The sequence below is a fragment of the Novosphingobium profundi genome, from assembly GCF_018491765.1.
Classification (GTDB): domain Bacteria; phylum Pseudomonadota; class Alphaproteobacteria; order Sphingomonadales; family Sphingomonadaceae; genus Novosphingobium; species Novosphingobium profundi.
Genome location: NZ_JABWCU010000023.1, coordinates 1 through 15,699, shown reverse-complemented (window position 1 = coordinate 15,699; position 15,699 = coordinate 1). Strand labels below are relative to the sequence as shown.

Below are 15,699 nucleotides of genomic sequence, written 5' to 3'. Positions count from 1 at the left end.
GATCGGAGCGCATATGGCACGGGCGACAAAGGCGAAAGCAACTTCGGCAGAAGAACGGCTCGCGAAATATCGCGAGAAGCGGGATTTCGCGCGTACTGCCGAACCCTCCGGTGCCTCCGAGCCGACGCCGGGTAATGGCTTCGTTGTCCAGAAGCATGCCGCGACCCGCCTGCATTATGACTTCCGCCTCGAGCTCGACGGCACGCTGGTCAGCTGGGCGGTGACCCGAGGGCCAAGCGCCAACCCCGAAGACAAACGCCTGGCAGTCCGCACCGAAGACCACCCCCTCGACTATGCCCGTTTCGAGGGGACTATCCCGAAGGGGGAGTATGGCGGCGGCACCGTGATGCTTTGGGACAATGGCACCTGGGAGCCGGTCCCGGGCAAGGATCCCACCCAAACCCTTGCCGAAGGGCATCTGCATTTCACCCTCCATGGCCGACGCAGGAAGGGCGAGTGGATCATGTTCCGCCTCAAGCCCCGGGGAAAAGAGAAGGGCGAAAACTGGATCCTGCGGAAAGTCGACGACGAGTTTGCCGGTGGCTCGGATGACCTTATCGGCATCCATCTCACGAGTGTCGACAGCGGACGGACGATGGAAGAAATCGCCGCAGGCAAGCCGGTCCGGAAACAGAGCGGCGAGGCCACAGGCCCGGCCGCGAAGCGCAAATCATCGCCCCCCACGGCCGGTCGGGGCAAGAACAAAGGCAAACTCCCGCCATTCCAGCCTGTCCAGCTTGCTGCTCTGGTCGATCACGTGCCACCCGGCGATCGCTGGCTGCATGAGTTGAAGTATGACGGCTATCGAACGCTCATTACCGTTGGCGGCGGTGAAGGGCGGGCCTATACCCGGTCAGGTCTGGACTGGTCGGATCGTTTCGCAGGCCTTATCACAGAGGCTGCTCAGCTTGACGTTGAAAGCGCGCTGATCGACGGCGAGGCGGTGGTGACGCTGCCCGATGGCCGGACCAGCTTTCAGGCTCTGCAAGCCGCGCTGAAGGACAACCGTGAGGCCATCGATTATTTCGCGTTCGACCTGCTGGAAATGAACGGTGAGGATCTCACCAGCTTACCGCTGATTGAGCGTAAGGAGAGGCTGGCGAGCATTCTTGAGGGCCAAAAAGGTCGGCTGCGCTATTCAGATCATATCGTCGGCAACGGTGAAAAGCTGCTGACCAGTTTTTGCGAGGCAGGGCTGGAAGGCGTCATATCGAAACGCGTCGACGCTCGATATAGCGGCTCGCGGAGCGGAAGCTGGGTCAAGACCAAGTGCATACGCCGCCAGGAGTTCGTTATCGTAGGCTGGACGCCTTCTGACAAGCAGCGCGGGTTCCGCTCGCTTCTCTTGGGCGTAAACGAGGATGGGAAGCTGCGATACGCCGGCAAGGTCGGCGCGGGATTTACGGGCGACGAGATAGAGCGCCTTCTGGAAATCATGGCGCCCCTCGTGCGCAAGGAGGCAACGGTTCAGGCTCCGCGGTCTGCTGTGCGCGGCGCCCACTGGATCGAGGCGAAGCTGGTTGCCGAGATTGCGTACCTCGAGTTCACCGATGAGGGGGTGCTGCGCCATCCCAGCTACCTTGGGCTTCGAGAAGATAAGAAGCCCGAAGCGGTGGTGATCGAGAAGGAGGCCCCGGTGACGGCTGCCACGGCTTCGCCCGCGAGCACGGTGAAAGTGAGCAACCGGGACAGAGTGATCTTCCCGGAGGGCAAGCTCACCAAGGGCCAGCTGGCAGACTATTACGAATTGGTTGCACCCATCATGCTCCCCTGGGCAGGAAGCCGGCCCGTCAGTCTCGTTCGCTGTCCGCAAGGCCGGGCGAAGAAGTGCTTCTTTCAGAAGCATGATGCAGGCAGCTTCGGCGATGACGTCAAACACATCGGCATTCGCGAAAAGGACGGGCATGAAGAGGCCTATCTCTTCGTCGACACTCCGGCAGGTCTGCTGACCTGTGTGCAGATGGGCACGATCGAGTTCCATGGCTGGGGCGCGCGGATCGAGGACGTCGAAAAGGCCGACAGGCTGGTTTTTGATCTCGACCCCGATGAAGGACTTGGGTTCAAGGATGTCGTCTCGGCCGCTTTCCATGTGCGCGATCTCCTCGCCCAGATGGGGCTTACCACTTTTCCGATGGTCACCGGCGGAAAGGGGGTCCATGTGATCGCCCCGCTCACCCCATCGGCCGAATGGCCGCAGGTGAAGGATTTTGCTCATCGGTTCGCTCAAGCCCTGGAGCAGGCAGAACCCGATCGCTATACCGCCGCGTTGTCCAAGGCCCGGCGGACAGGGCGCATATTCGTCGACTACCTGCGCAACCAGCGCGGTGCGACCGCTGTGATGCCCTACAGCGCCCGCAATCGCGAGTTTGCGCCCATCGCCGTTCCTCTGACGTGGGATGAACTGCACGATCTTGACGCGCCTTCGCACTGGCATATCGGTGACGGCGCCGAAATGCTGAAGCGCGCTTCGTCGAAGAACCTCGCCCACTGGGGACGTGCCGACCAGTTGTTGCCCGATCTGTAGCAAGCGCCAAAGCTCAAGCTCAATCCAAAAGAAAAAGGCCGGCAGAGCCGGCCTTGGAGTCTGGGAGAGGATGCCTGAAAGGCAAAGCCATACTGCATGCGCGAACAAATTTGTGCAATTGCGAAATCGACGTTTGGGGTATTGATCGCTCTGCACACTCAAAATCTCTCCAACGAACGATGACGCGACCCATCAGTCGAACGGGGAAGCTTCTGCCAGCGATGTGACGGCAAAAAAGTCCTGCGCCCATCCTGACGGTGGCTTTATGGGCTGCTATCAGCACCCATGGCCTCATGGCCACTTCGTGCTGATGAGGTTATTCGTGACGCAGACCCTTCCCCGCTTTTCAACCGGGATCCCTGGCCTAGACACCGTTTTTGGCGGCGGCTTCGTCGAAGGGGCCTCCTACATCGTGCAGGGCCAGCCCGGCGCCGGCAAGACGATCCTGGGCAATCAGATTGCGTTCGCGACGGCAGCTGCCGGCAAGAAAGTGCTCTATGTCACGCTCCTTGCCGAAACGCACGATCGGCTGTTCCAGTCGCTTTCGACGCTGAGCTTCTTCGAAAAAGACCGGCTCGGTAGCAACATCGTCTATGTCAGCGTCTTCCAGACCCTCGCCAAAGAGGGTCTTGGCGCTGTCGTCGATTTGCTGCGCAAGGAAACCAAGCGGCAAGGCGCTTCTCTGATCGTTTTCGATGGCCTGCTCAACGCCCGTGACCGCGCCGAGACCGATCTCGACGTGAAGACGTTCGTGGCAGAAGTCCAGAGCCAGGCGGCATTCGTGGGTTGTACGGTCCTCTTTTTGACAAGCGCCGGAGTTCACGACGACAGCCCGGAACACACCATGGTGGACGGCGTCCTGGAATTGCATGACGAACTGGTCGGTGTCCGCACCGTGCGGCGTCTGCGGGCCCGTAAGTCTCGAGGAAGCGCCGCCCTAGGCGGGTATCATCAGTACGAAATTTCCAATGAAGGCATTTCCGTTTTTCCACGTATCGAGGCCGCGCTTCACACTCCGTCCGCCATCGACAAACCAGACCCCAAGCCTTTGCGCTCAGGGATCGAAGGTTTCGATGAAATTACCGGCGGCGGACTTCCGCAAGGCTCTATCACATTGCTCATCGGACCCTCGGGATGCGGTAAAACCTCCTTTGGCTTGAACTTTCTATCGGCCTCCTCGCGTGAGGAACCCGGCCTGCATTTCGGCTTTTACGAATCACCCGAGCGCCTGTTGCTCAAAGCGAGCGCGCTCGGCCTCGACCTCAAGGGGAATGTGGAAAGCGAAGAGGTCGAAATCTTGTGGCAGCCGTTGACGGAAAATCTCATCGACAAGATGGCTTACCGCCTTCTGGATGCTGTTTCGGCACGTGGTGTGAAGCGGCTGTTCATTGATTCTCTGGGCGGGTTCGAGCGCGCAGCCGTTCATCCTCCTCGGCTTGTGGAATTCTTTGCGGCTCTGACGAACGAATTGCGCGCCATGGGCGTTACCGCTGTTGGCACGTGGGAATTGCGTGACCTCTTCGCCTCCGGAGTTGCAGCGCCAGGGCCCGAGATTTCCAGTCTGCTAGATAACCTGATAATGATGCGCCAAGTGGAAATCCGGTCCGAATATAAGCGTGTGCTGTCCGTCTTGAAGATCCGCGACCAATCGTTCCAGGCGGCTCCGCAGGAAGTCTACATTGACGGACACGGCCTTGCGATCCGCGGACAGTTCGAACAAGCCACCGGAATTTCTACCGGTTTGGCAAAGCCCCTCGAAGCGTGACGCTCGTCATGGACAAAAACCCCGGTCGGAGTTCTCCATGAAGATAGTCGTTGCCGAAGACGAGTTCCTGATCGCCGATTTGTTGGTGGTCAGTCTGGAAGATGCCGGCCACGAGGTGCACGACGCGGCACATGGTGTAGACGCGCTGAAGCTTATACGCAGCCTGGCGCCGGATCTGGTCATCACGGACTTCATGATGCCGTTGATGACTGGGCTCGAACTGGCTGAGACCATGAAGGCTGACAGCGTCCTTCAGGGCATCCCCATCATCTTGGTGAGCGGGGCCCAGGGCGCCATAGCGAGGTCTCGTACCGATCTCTTTGACCTGGTGTTCGACAAGCCATATGCAATGGATCGCTTGCTCACTGCTGTTGCAGATTTGGGCGGGAAAAGGGGACAGCCTTAATGGCTGCGGAAGTCGCTACGGGTATGGACGGGGAAGAAGGATCTGAACAGCGACGCGCATTGAGCGCTGCCGATCGGCTTGCAGCCATCATTGAATTTTCCGATGACGCTATCATCGGCAAGACGCTTGATGGCATTATCACGGATTGGAACGCCGGTGCCGAGCGGATATTCGGCTATTCCCCAAGCGAGATTATAGGCGCTTCGATACTCACACTGATCCCCGAGGATCGCAGGTCTGAAGAAGACGAGATCATCGCGCGCCTCAAAACAGGGGAACGGGTCGAGCATTTCGAAACCCTGCGCCGGCGCAAGGACGGGTCGCTGATCCATATTTCCCTCACCGTATCCCCGATCAAAGCGGCTGATGGTCAGGTAATCGGTGCCTCCAAAATCGCTCGTGACATCACCGCGCGCAAACAGACCGAGACATTGCTCACTCAGCAATCCGAGCGTCTGCAGACCCTCTATCGCGTCGCCAGCGAAATCTCCCGCGATCTTGATCTTGATCGGATTGTGCAGGCAGTGACCGACATTGGCACGGAGCTGAGCGGTGCGAAATTCGGTGCTTTCTTCTATAACGTCACCAACGCTGCTGGAGAATCCTACCAGCTTTATACGCTTTCCGGCGCAGCGCGGGAGGCGTTCAATTTTGGAATGCCTCGAAACACGGCGGTCTTTGCGCCGACCTTTGCAGGCGAAGGTGTAATCCGCTCCGACGATATCCGGAAAGATCCGCGCTACGGGCGCAGTGCCCCGCACTATGGGATGCCGGCGGGGCACCTCCCTGTCGTCAGCTATCTCGCGGTGCCTGTGACTTCAGTGTCGGGCGAAGTGCTCGGGGGGCTGTTTTTTGCCCATGATGAGCCCGGAAAGTTCACGGTTGATACCGAAAACCTTGTCTCCGCGATTGCAGCCCAGACCGCTGTCGCGATGGATAATGCGCGGCTGCACAAGGCTGCCCAGCAGGAAATCGAGCAGCGAAAGCGTGCGGAGGAAGCGAATGAGCTGCTTCTCCACGAACTGAAACACCGGGTCAAAAATACGCTGGCGACGATCCAGGCGGTGGCCATGCAAACGTTTCGCCAGGCCCCGGGTGCGGAGAAGGAGGCATTCAACGCGCGCCTCTTCGCCCTCTCCGAAGCGCATGATCTGCTCACGCAGCGCGATTGGGAGGCGGTCAACGTCACCCATATCGTAGAACGGGCCGTATCCCCTTTCGCTGCTGAGGCCGATAGGCGGTTCGAAATCACCGGGCCAGACGTGGAAATCTCGGGTGAGCGCGCGCTGCAGCTTGCCATGGTTCTTCATGAACTGGCCACGAACGCAGCGAAATATGGGGCTCTTTCCAACCTGACCGGAACGGTGAAGATTGCTTGGGAGCTTTACGTTAAGGGTAATATCGAATTCCTGAAAATCAGATGGCTCGAGACTGGCGGGCCGAAGGTGGCTTCCCCTGACCGAAAAGGTTTCGGCTCGCGTATGATCTCACGCGCCCTTCGCGGCGAGGGTTGCGGGGCCGAATTCGATTTTCGCCCCGAAGGCTTATACGTCCGACTTAGATTTACTCTTAGCTAACGTGAGCTGGTTGCCACGTGGATGAAAAGGGCGCGTCGCATCGCAACGCACCCTTTTTAGAGAACCGCAGGCCTTACCGGAATGATCTTGTAATCGAAGGCCTACATTCTGGGCACATGGACCCGGTCTTCTCGGTTCGAAGGCGTGGCCTTTCGGTCGCCGATTTTAGGCGACAGGCGCGCCAAGTTCGACTTCCACCGGGCTGAGAGTCCGCGTGGTCGGCGTTGGCAGACCGTCGGCTTCGAACTGGGCTTGTAGTTCGGCCTTTCGCTCGGCCATTTGAGCGCCGAGCGCATCCAAATCCACGTCCGCCGCGCGCGCCTGCGCGAACATACCCTCCTTGGGCATTTCTTCTTCATGGACGTGATGTTTGATCTCCTCGGACAGAACGGTCACCTTGGCTTCCCAGAAATCTTGGCCAGGCTCTCCGGCCACGATCTGGCTAATCAGCAGCTTGGCACCATCATGCTCGACATGCGCCTCGTCGTACATGTCGTCCTCGATCTTACCCTTGAGGGCAGGATAGAATATTTCTTCCTCGATGATTGTATGAATAATCAACTCGGTGCAAATCTGCTTCGCAAGCGTCGCCTGCTTCGTCGGAGCCTTGGCACTCTCAAATTTCTCGAACAGTTCCTCAACAGTACGGTGGTCAGCCTTGAGCAAAGCGATCGCATCCTGCGCTTTCTTGGTCATGGTTTTTCCTTCGCTGTTATCTTTCGGCAGGTAGCCTGCCTCCCGCGATAACCGGCGATCCAGACTTTCGCTCCTGTTGCGGATCACTCTCAAATGGCTTGGCGGATGACCTACTCCGTACTCGCGGAAGGGCAGGCACTCCCAAACGATGAAAAGCGTTCAGCGACGGTCGCGCGGGGCTATCTCCGCCGGTGCCGCGGGCCAGTCTCCGTCAGTAAGAGGCGGCAGGCTTTCGAACCAATCGCGTGAGCGCCGCAGCTTTAGCTCGTCGCAAGCGAAGTCGATCTGCGTTCGGTCAACGGCACGAAGTTCCTCGCCGATACCGCCGACACCGTTGGCGGCCACCACGACGTAACTAACGCTGCCGTCCTCACAGGTAACGAGCGCTTCGACCGCCTTGCCGATCGGCTCGCCATCGCTGGTCGTCACAGGCATGCCGGCCATGCCTGTCGCGGTGAACAGTGTGGGATAGGCGGAGCGCCGACTTGCTTCGGTGGCTGACCTACCGCCATCCTCGTATGCCCGCTGCTTGCCCAGCCAGCGCCAGATACCGATCAGGTTGACAAGGGTCAGAAAGCCATTGGTAGCCAGTAAATTGGTCTGCTCCGTCGTCAGGCCGACGACCGACCATGCGATTGAGCCTATAGTGAAGACGACGAAGCCCCAGCCTGTGACCCGCGTACCGAGATTGGCTCCGGTCATCATGGCGGCGATCATCGTGGCAGCGGGCGCAATCCAACTGGCGACGTTTTCCAAGCGGCAACTCCTTAGTCGGATAGAACCGAGGAACGCGAAGCGCTGCTCCTGGTGCCTAAGGGAGAAGAGATTTCATCGCGGAGTATGCTGCGATGCGAGGTACGATGTAACCGCAAATTCCCTCGCTTTAGTCGAAGGCGCGGCCTCATGGAGTGGTTCTCGGTAAAGCGTGAAGGCCGGCGGCCGACTGGCCTTTTCACGCCGTCAGCGCCTTGCGGAATGCCCGCTCCAGCTCGTCGTGGGCAAAGGACCTGCGGAGCACCGCACCGGCCGGGTCGCAGGGCATGGCCGCGTCCGGCGTGGCGGTGACGAAGACCGGTATGTCGCTGAGTTCATCGTGGATGCGCGCGGCCGCGGGGCCGGTGCGTTCGTTCAACTTCACGTCGGAGGTGATGAACGCGGGTTGGTCGTACCGGGCGGAAATTACCGCATCGGTTTCATGTTCGACGATATGAAGCTCGTCGTGCCCGCGTCCTCCAGAGCATTCTGTATCAACATGGCGATCAGCGGGCCGTCTCGATAATCAGTACGTGCATGGCATCACCTTTTCATTGCCCTTTCCCAAGCAGCGAACACCACAGGGTCTTCGATCCCGCGACGAGGAGTGGACACCTTTCCGGCCGTCGTTCGTTTACATCCGCAATGGAGAGAAATGCATGATGGCGGACCCCTCGCTCCGGAACCTGGAGGAAGAATTCACAGCGTTCGTTCGCGACCCAGCGTTCCCTTGCGTTGGGGCGAAGTCGGCGCTGGCCAAGGGTTCGCTCAAGGTCGTCGCGGCGCGCGACCTGACCAGCGCCTGGAACGACGTCGTGATCCACCGGGAGCTGCTGCAGTGGAGCCAGGACTATCAGGGCGACCCGGAAGGACTGCGCAGCCTGGCCGTCGTCTTCGAAGGCCCCGACGACCTCACCGAGCGCGCGTTCGAACACGCGATGTGGGAGCGCATTCAGTCCTTCGCGGACAAGGACGCCTGGCTCGGCCAGCCCTACGACGATGCGGTAAGTCCTGATCCGGAGGACCCGCACTTCTCGCTCAGCTTCGGTGGCAGCGCGTTCTTCGTCGTCGGCCTGCACCCCAATGCCTCGCGGCCCGCGCGACGTTTCACGCGCCCGGTGCTGGTGTTCAACCTGCACGAACAGTTCGAGAGATTACGCACCGAAGGCCGCTACGAGCGCATGCGCGAGCGCATCCTCGACCGTGACCTCGCCATCGCGGGCTCGCTCAATCCGATGCTAGCGCGCCACGGCGAGGCGAGCGAGGCGCGCCAGTACAGCGGCCGCGCGGTCGAGCCGGACTGGGGCTGCCCGTTCAGGGACCCGCGCGTATGAGCGATGCGAAAGTGATTGAGCCCAAAGTGATCGGCCCGCGCAGCGGTGCCGCCTTCCTCCTCGGCGCGGGCGAGATACTCACCGTGACCGACCCGCAGGGCTGCCAGGTCGCCGACCTGCTGGCCTTCGCGGCGCACGACGTGCGCGAAGTCATCTCGAACGGGCGCACGTTCGACTATGAGGAGACCATCAGTCTCACCACCGGCAACCGACTCTGGTCCAACCGCTCGCGGGTGCTGCTGGAGATCGTCGAGGACACCGTCGGCCGACACGACTTCCTGCTGACGCCCTGCAGCGAGGCGACATTCCGGCACTTCTATCCCGACAAGCCGGTCCATCGCGGATGTTTCGGCAACCTCGCCGCAGCGCTCTCGCCCTACGGGATCGAGGAGGACGCAATCCCCACCGCGTTCAACCTTTTCATGAACGTGCCGGTGGAGCAGGATACGGGGCGCATCTCGGTGATCCCGCCCACCAGCGTCGCGGGCGACCTGATCCGCCTGCGCGCGGCCGAGGACTGCGTGATCGGGCTGACCGCCTGCTCGGCCTATGCATCGAACGGCGGGTCGTTCAAGCCGATCCATTACGCCATACAACCGGCGCCGGCCCCGGTTTAGACCGGCAGGCCGGGGCCGGTTTCGCCCTGGCTCATCGAGATCAGGAACAGCGCGTTGCCGATGCGTGGGTAGATGTCCTCGCCCAGGTGACAGCGAAGGAATCAGCGAGTTCGATTACGGCGTGCCGCGGGAACTATGTCAGTGCCCTTGCGCTCTCAATACCTGTAATGGAGTAGATGCATGTCCACCACCATCAAGGCACTGTTTCCTGGCCGCCGGGAAGTCGAGCTTGCAGTCGAGCACCTTGTTCAGGAATATGGCATAGAACGGACCGACATCTTCATCGAGCCCGCGGGGAGCAAAAACAGCGCTGGCGATCAGCCTGCCGGGGCGGACGTCGCGAGCGGACAAAACCGGGAAACGCCCGAGGGCTCCGGCGCGGCATACGAAGGTCAGCTTGTCGTCTCGGTGGATATGAACGAGGATGAAGGCGATGCGGTCATCCAGGCTTTTCGCGACGCTGGTGCGGTTGAAGTCGCCGGCGGCTAATCTGTCAGCGGGTGTCCTAGACGCTGCATCGTAGGTCCGGCGACCCATTTAGCGCGTCCAGAGCTGCGATTGGGCGTTATTCGATGATCATGCAACAATTTGAGGGACGGTCCGATGCGAACCAGGGAGAAGCTAGCAGACGTAGTCGCGGGTCAGCCGGGGCGGCTGCAGCGTAAGCAGTTCGTTCGGTCGCTGAAGGAAACTGCGGTTCGCGCGGTAGTGACGGCCTCTGTCACCTTCGCCGTAGGCTGGGTTCTCAAGCGGATGTTCGAAAATTCGGTTGCCGATGCGGCGAAGGAGGGTGCGGCTGAGGGCGCTCAGCAAGACGTCGCGGAAGGAAATACCGGCGATCCCAAGCAGGGCCCCTCGCCAGCAGCTGCCGGGACTGAGGAGGCGACAACGTAACAATGCACGCCCGGAGTTTCATAGGTAGGCCGGACATTTGCGCCTCGGCACCACTCGCACCCTGATTGCGAGACCTCTTTCAGGCTTTTGCAATCCGAACGGAGTGTTTGAAAAGTGCAAGAAAGTTCAGCGCGGGAAATTTGTTCCAGAAATTTAGATGGCACCTCAAGCTGCCGACCGCGTATTTACAACGGTTCGGCGCTTAATTGCAAAAGTGCCCCAACAAAAGTCGCCAACGCCTATTTAATCGCAAGCGGACATAGCCATTATCGGAGGCATGGCTGATCTGACTTTCAGAACCGACCGGCGCGCCATGATTATTTCAAGCGCGGGCATTGCTCTTGCGGCCCTTGCCGGGCCGGCCGCCAAGCCACTTTTAGAATCGTCACCGCCGCACCGGCCAACCGCTATTCCAGCTACCCCCCGTAATTCTTCGGGCATGCCGCAGACGACTTTAGATGCCGCTCGCTTTTCGGTGGACCCGGCGCTGCTGCGCCGGGCTCTATCTGCGCTGGAGCAGCACTCAGGTTCGGTCAAGGCGCGAGACCGGATGGCCATTGTAGATTTTACTGCGCCATCTTCCGATCCCCGGCTGCACTTCCTCGATGTAGTGAGCGGCAAGGCTTCGCGGTTACTGGTCGCGCATGGTTCGGGCTCCGACCCGGGGCATACCGGGTTCCTCGAGCGGTTCTCCAACGCCTTCGGCTCCAATGCCTCGAGTGAGGGTGCCTTCCTCACGGCCGATTACTATACATGAAAGCACGGTCGGTCGCAGCGTCTGGTGGGGCTCGACCCGACGAACAACAACGCGCTCAGCCGTGCGATCGTGATCCACAGCGCTTGGTATGCAAACGACGACATGATCCCCTCCCATGGCAAGCTCGGCCGCAGTCAGGGATGCTTTGCGGTCGGCGAGAACAAGCTCAGCGACGTGTTCAGCTTCCTGGGCGAAGGACGGATGGTCTTTGCAGCCCGCGCTTAGGGCAAGCGTGAAACCTACGTGATTTCCATAAGTTGTCGTACGGGTCTTACCAGGAGATCCGTGTGCATAGAACTGTGATCGCTTGCTCGTTGCTGGCCCTAACGGTCGCGCTTCCCGCGTGCCATTCGAAGCCTGACAATACGTCCCAGACAACCGAAGCGCCGCCGATCAACATTGACCAGGTGCGCTGGAATGATGGGGCTGTCCGGCAGTTGCGCGATGCAATCGGCCGCCGTGCTGCGCATGGCCTCGACCGGGTGCGGTTCGCTGTGGATGGCCAGCCCGGCAATGCCGAAGGCGATCGCGCCCTGACGCAAAGCGCGTTGCGTTACGCCTCGGCGCTAGCCCGCGGGGCGTCAGATCCTGCCAAGCTCTATGACGTCTATACCGTCACCCGGCCCAATCCGAACCTGCTGAATGGTCTGGGTGCAGCTCTCAAGGAAGGTCATCTTGACAAATGGCTCGATGGGCTGGCTCCGCAGGACGACGGCTACCGCGCGCTGTCCAGGTCCTATCTCGCGCTGCGCAAGCAAGGCAGCGCGCCCGCCTCCACGATCCCCGACAAGGGCGAGCCGCTGAAGCCTGGCGCCACTGACGCGCGGGTTCCCGCGATCACGCGCCAGCTTGTCGCCTCCGACTACCTCGATCGCTCTGCTGTGCAGGGAAACACCTACAACCCCACTATGGTCCGCGCGGTGCAGCGCATGCAGGCTGACTACGGAATCAAGCCGGATGGCGTCATCGGCGCTGACGCTCTCGAAATCCTCAACCTGTCGGACGCGGATCGGGCCCGGACGATGGCGGTGGCGATGGAGCGGTTGCGCTGGCTCGACCGCAGTCCTGCCCCTACGCGCATCGACGTGAACGTTGCCGCGGGACGCCTTCTCTACTGGCGCGACGGTAAGGTCGCCGACAGCCGCAAAGTGGTCGTCGGTGAGCCTGAGAACGAGACACCCCAGTTGGGATCGCCGATCTATCGCCTCGTCGCCAACCCAACGTGGACAGTGCCGCGCTCGATCCAGAACAAGGAGATCGCCGGCAAGGGGAGCGCCTACCTTGAGCGCAATAACATGGCATGGAAGGATGGCTGGGTTGTCCAGCAGCCTGGACCGAAAAATTCACTCGGCCTCGTGAAGTTCGACATGAAGAACGATCACCAGATCTACCTGCACGACACGCCCGCCAAGCAGCTCTTCCAGGAGGTCCAGCGTCAGCGCAGTCACGGCTGCGTGCGCGTAGAAGATGCTCTAGGGTTCGCCGAGATGCTTGCGAAGGACGAAGGCGTACTCGACGAATGGCACAAAGCTCGTGCGACCGGCGAGGAGACGTTCGTCAAGCTGCCGCGCGAGATTCCCGTGAGGTTGCTCTACCAGACTGTGGTGCTCGGTGAGGATGGTGAGCCCGTTATCCGCTCTGACCCCTATGGCTGGAATGACCCCGTGGCCGCTGCCCTGGGCTTTTCGTCGCGTCAAGGTTATCGCCTGCGCACCTCTGAGAGCGACGTAGGGCCTTAAGCTACTTTCGAAAACGGGTCGCCCGCATGCGGATGTTGGCGATCTACCCTACTGGGCGATTGTGCGTTTCTCGTCGTCTGGAGCTTCATTCTCTCCCGGCATGAACGACTCAGAAACCGCCAACAAGCCTTCGTCCAGATGTATAAAGGCCGCCCATAACGGGGCGGCCTTAATCTTGTCATGCAATGCTGTGCTTCAACGCGCTCATTTTATCGTGACCTTCTTTGACGGATACGAACGCCTTTTCTAGGACGGAGCGCGAAGACGGTTCCAGCTCACTGTCGCGCAGCGCCTCTTCGAACTTGGCTTTGATGTGGTCTTCACCACGCTCGACTTCCTGGATGATCGCTTTGTCGTCTTTGCCAGTAATAGCCTGCTTCAGGTCCATAAACGTGCGGTGAGCGGCGGCGAGGAAGCTGCTGTCGTCCTCAGGGGTTCCGCCCAATCGGCGAACTTCGGCCTGAAGGTCGCTGGCCGCCGCGCTGCGGTCCCGTGCGAACTCAGCGAACATCGTAGCGAACTGGGTGCTCTCAGCATCCTTGGCAGCGTCCTCATAGCCCTTCATGCTATCGAGGGTCGTTTTGATCAGGCCGTTGAGCGTTGAGATCGTGGTTTGCGTGGTCATGATGTTATCCTTCTTGAGAGTTGCTTCAACCATCAGCCGGCAAACTTGATCCCTTCGAAGCGAAACATCCTATAGCCTGGCTCTGATGCGACGGTCGGCGACACCTTGATCGGACAGTTGCTACTGTTGAACGGGACCCACCTGCAGCCTTAATGGATGACTCCGTTAATCCAGAGTTGCCGTATCAAATTACCCCGCATCGATAAGTGACAAGGTGTGGTGGGCCAATTCGGAACTGTCAGCCTCGTGACAGGGCCAGCAGCACGCCGTTCATGAACAACGGGTATTCTTGTCGGGCAGCGTCTGCCGAGGAACGCCCTGGCGCATCTTTGGCGCCGGACTGGATGAGATATGGAACCAGGCACATCGCGGCTGTTTTGGTTCTTGCCCGCCCGCTTCCGAGAGCGGGCCCATCCAAATGACAGGAGCGTTCATGACCGACCGCCTCGCACTGCAAGATCCTCGCACACAGTATCCGCAGCCCCCGTTTCCAGAACAGCCGCAGACGGCGCCCGGCGTTGCCGCGGAAATGGACCCCAAGCCTGATCATGGCGAGGACAGCTATGTCGGGGCCGGCAAGCTCAAAGGACGAAAGGCTCTCATCACAGGGGGCGATTCCGGTATCGGGCGTGCTGCTGCAATCGCTTACGCGCGCGAAGGTGCAGATGTCGCCATTGCCTACCTGCCTGACGAGGAAAAGGACGCGAAGGAAGTCCTTGCCCTCATCGAAGCTGAAGGCCGCAAAGCCGTGGCTTTGCCCGGCGATATTACCGACGAGGCCTGGAGCAAGCAGCTGGTCGAGGATGCAGTGAGCGGACTTGGCGGCCTGGATATCCTGGTCATCAATGCCGGTCGCCAGCAATTTCGCGAGAGCGTTGCCGAGGTCAGTTCGCAGGATTTCGACAAGACCCTCAAGACAAATCTCTACGCATTGCACTGGATTGCCCAGGCTGCCGTTCCTCACCTTCCCGCGGGCGCATCAGTCATAACGACGGCGTCGGTTCAGGCCTATGAGCCGTCCGATATTCTGCTGGACTATGCCACGACCAAGGCGGGCATCGTCGCCTATACAAAGGCACTTGCAAAACAATTGATCGAAAAAGGCATTCGGGCCAACGTCGTGGCCCCTGGTCCGTTCTGGACTGTGCTCCAGCCTAGTGGTGGTCAACCTCAGGAAAAGGTCGCCAAGTTTGGCGAGCAGAGCCAGTTCGGTCGTCCCGGGCAGCCGGTCGAAATTGCGCCCGTTTACGTGCTCCTCGCTTCGCAGGAGGCCAGTTACATCACGGGAGAAGTCTATGGCGTGACCGGCGGCGCCGGCATCGCTTAAGATATCCTGGCGGCCCGGCCCTTCGCCGGGTCGCCAGTTCGGAACTTGTGACTGATACCGAATACGAGACGCACGTCGGGTGTCGCGGAATCGAGCCTGGTCACACATTGCACATCGAGTTGAGTCATCTCTTCGATCCGCCACGAAAGCGACAAGGCGGCGCTGGCCATCGTCGCCGCACCATGCCGGGTATCGGGAACTTGCCGATCGGGCGCAAGCCATTCTTCCCGACGTCACGATGATCTACATCACGGGATACACCCGCAACGCTGCGGTTCATAACAGTCAGCTCGATCCCGGCACCGAATTCCTCGCAAAGCCATTTGGCATTGACCGGTTGGCCGCCAAGGTACGGGCTGTGCCGGACCAGACCTAAAACGCAGTGGGCCAGAAACCCGCTCGAATGTCAGCTATCCTTATGGTTCGGCGGCGAACCGGACATTCGTCTTTCGGCCCGATCAGGCCATCCAGGTCACCTGGCGACGGAGGCGCAAGAGTAGGCTGCACACAACTGCGCGGGCAGGCTCTGCCTGGCTGCAGTCGCGTTCAATTGAATGTGGCTTTGTTGCGCAAATGCCCAAGGGATTCCGTTCGTGAATCCAGTGGGTTAATGATAGGCGATGAGCAAACCGCCCCGCGCACGCTACCGCACGACGAACTGGAAGTCCTACAACGCAGCGCTGGC

At 60.2% G+C, this 15,699-nt stretch carries 14 protein-coding genes and 1 pseudogene; 11 read left to right on the top strand and 4 right to left on the bottom strand.

The window, feature by feature from the left end:
• Positions 1 to 13 precede the first annotated feature (13 nt).
• From ligD to HT136_RS22165, 4 genes are all read left to right on the top strand, one after another.
• Complete coding sequence (gene ligD / locus HT136_RS22180; protein ID WP_214202085.1) at positions 14 to 2,524, top strand: DNA ligase D; 2,511 nt, start codon at positions 14 to 16, stop codon at positions 2,522 to 2,524.
• A gap of 322 nt (positions 2,525 to 2,846) precedes the next feature.
• The gene (locus HT136_RS22175; RefSeq protein WP_343222285.1) at positions 2,847 to 4,289 is read left to right on the top strand and encodes an ATPase domain-containing protein; all 1,443 of its coding nucleotides are present in this window, start codon (positions 2,847 to 2,849) and stop codon (positions 4,287 to 4,289) included.
• 37 nt (positions 4,290 to 4,326) lie between these two features.
• Positions 4,327 to 4,695 carry a response regulator gene (locus HT136_RS22170; protein WP_103095144.1) on the top strand — a complete coding sequence of 123 codons (369 nt, stop codon included), beginning with the start codon at positions 4,327 to 4,329 and terminating at the stop codon, positions 4,693 to 4,695.
• Positions 4,695 to 6,272 carry a PAS domain S-box protein gene (locus tag HT136_RS22165; RefSeq protein ID WP_214202041.1) on the top strand — a complete coding sequence of 526 codons (1,578 nt, stop codon included), beginning with the start codon at positions 4,695 to 4,697 and terminating at the stop codon, positions 6,270 to 6,272. The genes HT136_RS22170 and HT136_RS22165 overlap by 1 nt, the downstream gene beginning before the upstream one ends.
• A 165-nt stretch (positions 6,273 to 6,437) precedes the next feature.
• Here HT136_RS22165 and HT136_RS22160 read toward each other — a convergent pair whose 3' ends face one another.
• From HT136_RS22160 to HT136_RS22150, 3 genes are all read right to left on the bottom strand, one after another.
• On the bottom strand, positions 6,438 to 6,968 hold the full coding sequence (locus HT136_RS22160; RefSeq protein WP_214202040.1) for a hemerythrin domain-containing protein: 531 nt from the start codon (positions 6,966 to 6,968) through the stop codon (positions 6,438 to 6,440).
• A 159-nt stretch (positions 6,969 to 7,127) separates the two neighbouring features.
• Positions 7,128 to 7,685, bottom strand: a complete 558-nt coding sequence (locus tag HT136_RS22155) for a PRC-barrel domain-containing protein (protein ID WP_214202084.1) — start codon at positions 7,683 to 7,685, stop codon at positions 7,128 to 7,130.
• Between the two features lie 235 nt (positions 7,686 to 7,920).
• On the bottom strand, positions 7,921 to 8,100 hold the full coding sequence (locus HT136_RS22150) for a hypothetical protein (protein ID WP_103095146.1): 180 nt from the start codon (positions 8,098 to 8,100) through the stop codon (positions 7,921 to 7,923).
• A 280-nt stretch (positions 8,101 to 8,380) separates the two neighbouring features.
• Here HT136_RS22150 and gntA point away from each other — a divergent pair, with 280 nt between their 5' ends.
• The 5 genes and pseudogenes from gntA (at position 8,381) to HT136_RS22125 (ending at position 13,062) form a co-directional block, all read left to right on the top strand.
• The gene (gene gntA, locus HT136_RS22145; RefSeq protein ID WP_214202039.1) at positions 8,381 to 9,055 is read left to right on the top strand and encodes a guanitoxin biosynthesis heme-dependent pre-guanitoxin N-hydroxylase GntA; all 675 of its coding nucleotides are present in this window, start codon (positions 8,381 to 8,383) and stop codon (positions 9,053 to 9,055) included.
• A complete protein-coding gene (locus HT136_RS22140) occupies positions 9,052 to 9,672 on the top strand; it encodes a DUF1989 domain-containing protein (protein WP_103095148.1) in 621 nt (206 codons plus the stop codon). Before gntA ends, HT136_RS22140 begins: the two co-directional genes overlap by 4 nt.
• Before the next feature lie 180 nt (positions 9,673 to 9,852).
• Positions 9,853 to 10,161 (top strand): hypothetical protein, encoded by a 309-nt coding sequence (locus HT136_RS22135; protein ID WP_103095149.1) that lies wholly within the window; start codon positions 9,853 to 9,855, stop codon positions 10,159 to 10,161.
• 718 nt (positions 10,162 to 10,879) lie between these two features.
• Positions 10,880 to 11,548: pseudogene (locus HT136_RS22130) on the top strand (murein L,D-transpeptidase catalytic domain family protein).
• A gap of 62 nt (positions 11,549 to 11,610) precedes the next feature.
• Positions 11,611 to 13,062: a L,D-transpeptidase family protein gene (locus tag HT136_RS22125; RefSeq protein ID WP_103095163.1), complete on the top strand. Its 1,452-nt coding sequence runs from the start codon at positions 11,611 to 11,613 to the stop codon at positions 13,060 to 13,062.
• A gap of 178 nt (positions 13,063 to 13,240) precedes the next feature.
• Here HT136_RS22125 and HT136_RS22120 read toward each other — a convergent pair whose 3' ends face one another.
• Positions 13,241 to 13,687 (bottom strand): ferritin-like domain-containing protein, encoded by a 447-nt coding sequence (locus tag HT136_RS22120; RefSeq protein ID WP_214202038.1) that lies wholly within the window; start codon positions 13,685 to 13,687, stop codon positions 13,241 to 13,243.
• 433 nt (positions 13,688 to 14,120) lie between these two features.
• Between HT136_RS22120 and HT136_RS22115 the strand changes: the two genes are divergently transcribed.
• Positions 14,121 to 15,014 (top strand): SDR family oxidoreductase, encoded by an 894-nt coding sequence (locus tag HT136_RS22115; RefSeq protein ID WP_036528184.1) that lies wholly within the window; start codon positions 14,121 to 14,123, stop codon positions 15,012 to 15,014.
• Between the two features lie 238 nt (positions 15,015 to 15,252).
• Entirely contained in the window at positions 15,253 to 15,390 is a 138-nt protein-coding gene (locus tag HT136_RS22110) for a response regulator (RefSeq protein ID WP_170065850.1), read from the top strand.
• The last annotated feature ends 309 nt before the right edge of the window (positions 15,391 to 15,699 follow it).

Excerpts from the sequence above, each read along its gene's own strand:
- HT136_RS22165 (WP_214202041.1), top strand. The coding sequence starts at position 4,695 with ATGGCTGCGGAAGTCGCTACGGGTATGGACGGGGAAGAAGGATCTGAA.
- HT136_RS22120 (WP_214202038.1), bottom strand. The coding sequence starts at position 13,687 with ATGACCACGCAAACCACGATCTCAACGCTCAACGGCCTGATCAAAACG.
- HT136_RS22140 (WP_103095148.1), top strand. The coding sequence starts at position 9,052 with ATGAGCGATGCGAAAGTGATTGAGCCCAAAGTGATCGGCCCGCGCAGC.
- HT136_RS22170 (WP_103095144.1), top strand. The coding sequence starts at position 4,327 with ATGAAGATAGTCGTTGCCGAAGACGAGTTCCTGATCGCCGATTTGTTG.
- gntA (WP_214202039.1), top strand. The coding sequence starts at position 8,381 with ATGATGGCGGACCCCTCGCTCCGGAACCTGGAGGAAGAATTCACAGCG.
- HT136_RS22110 (WP_170065850.1), top strand. The coding sequence starts at position 15,253 with ATGATCTACATCACGGGATACACCCGCAACGCTGCGGTTCATAACAGT.
- ligD (WP_214202085.1), top strand. The coding sequence starts at position 14 with ATGGCACGGGCGACAAAGGCGAAAGCAACTTCGGCAGAAGAACGGCTC.
- HT136_RS22115 (WP_036528184.1), top strand. The coding sequence starts at position 14,121 with ATGACCGACCGCCTCGCACTGCAAGATCCTCGCACACAGTATCCGCAG.
- HT136_RS22160 (WP_214202040.1), bottom strand. The coding sequence starts at position 6,968 with ATGACCAAGAAAGCGCAGGATGCGATCGCTTTGCTCAAGGCTGACCAC.
- HT136_RS22135 (WP_103095149.1), top strand. The coding sequence starts at position 9,853 with ATGTCCACCACCATCAAGGCACTGTTTCCTGGCCGCCGGGAAGTCGAG.
- HT136_RS22155 (WP_214202084.1), bottom strand. The coding sequence starts at position 7,685 with ATGATCGCCGCCATGATGACCGGAGCCAATCTCGGTACGCGGGTCACA.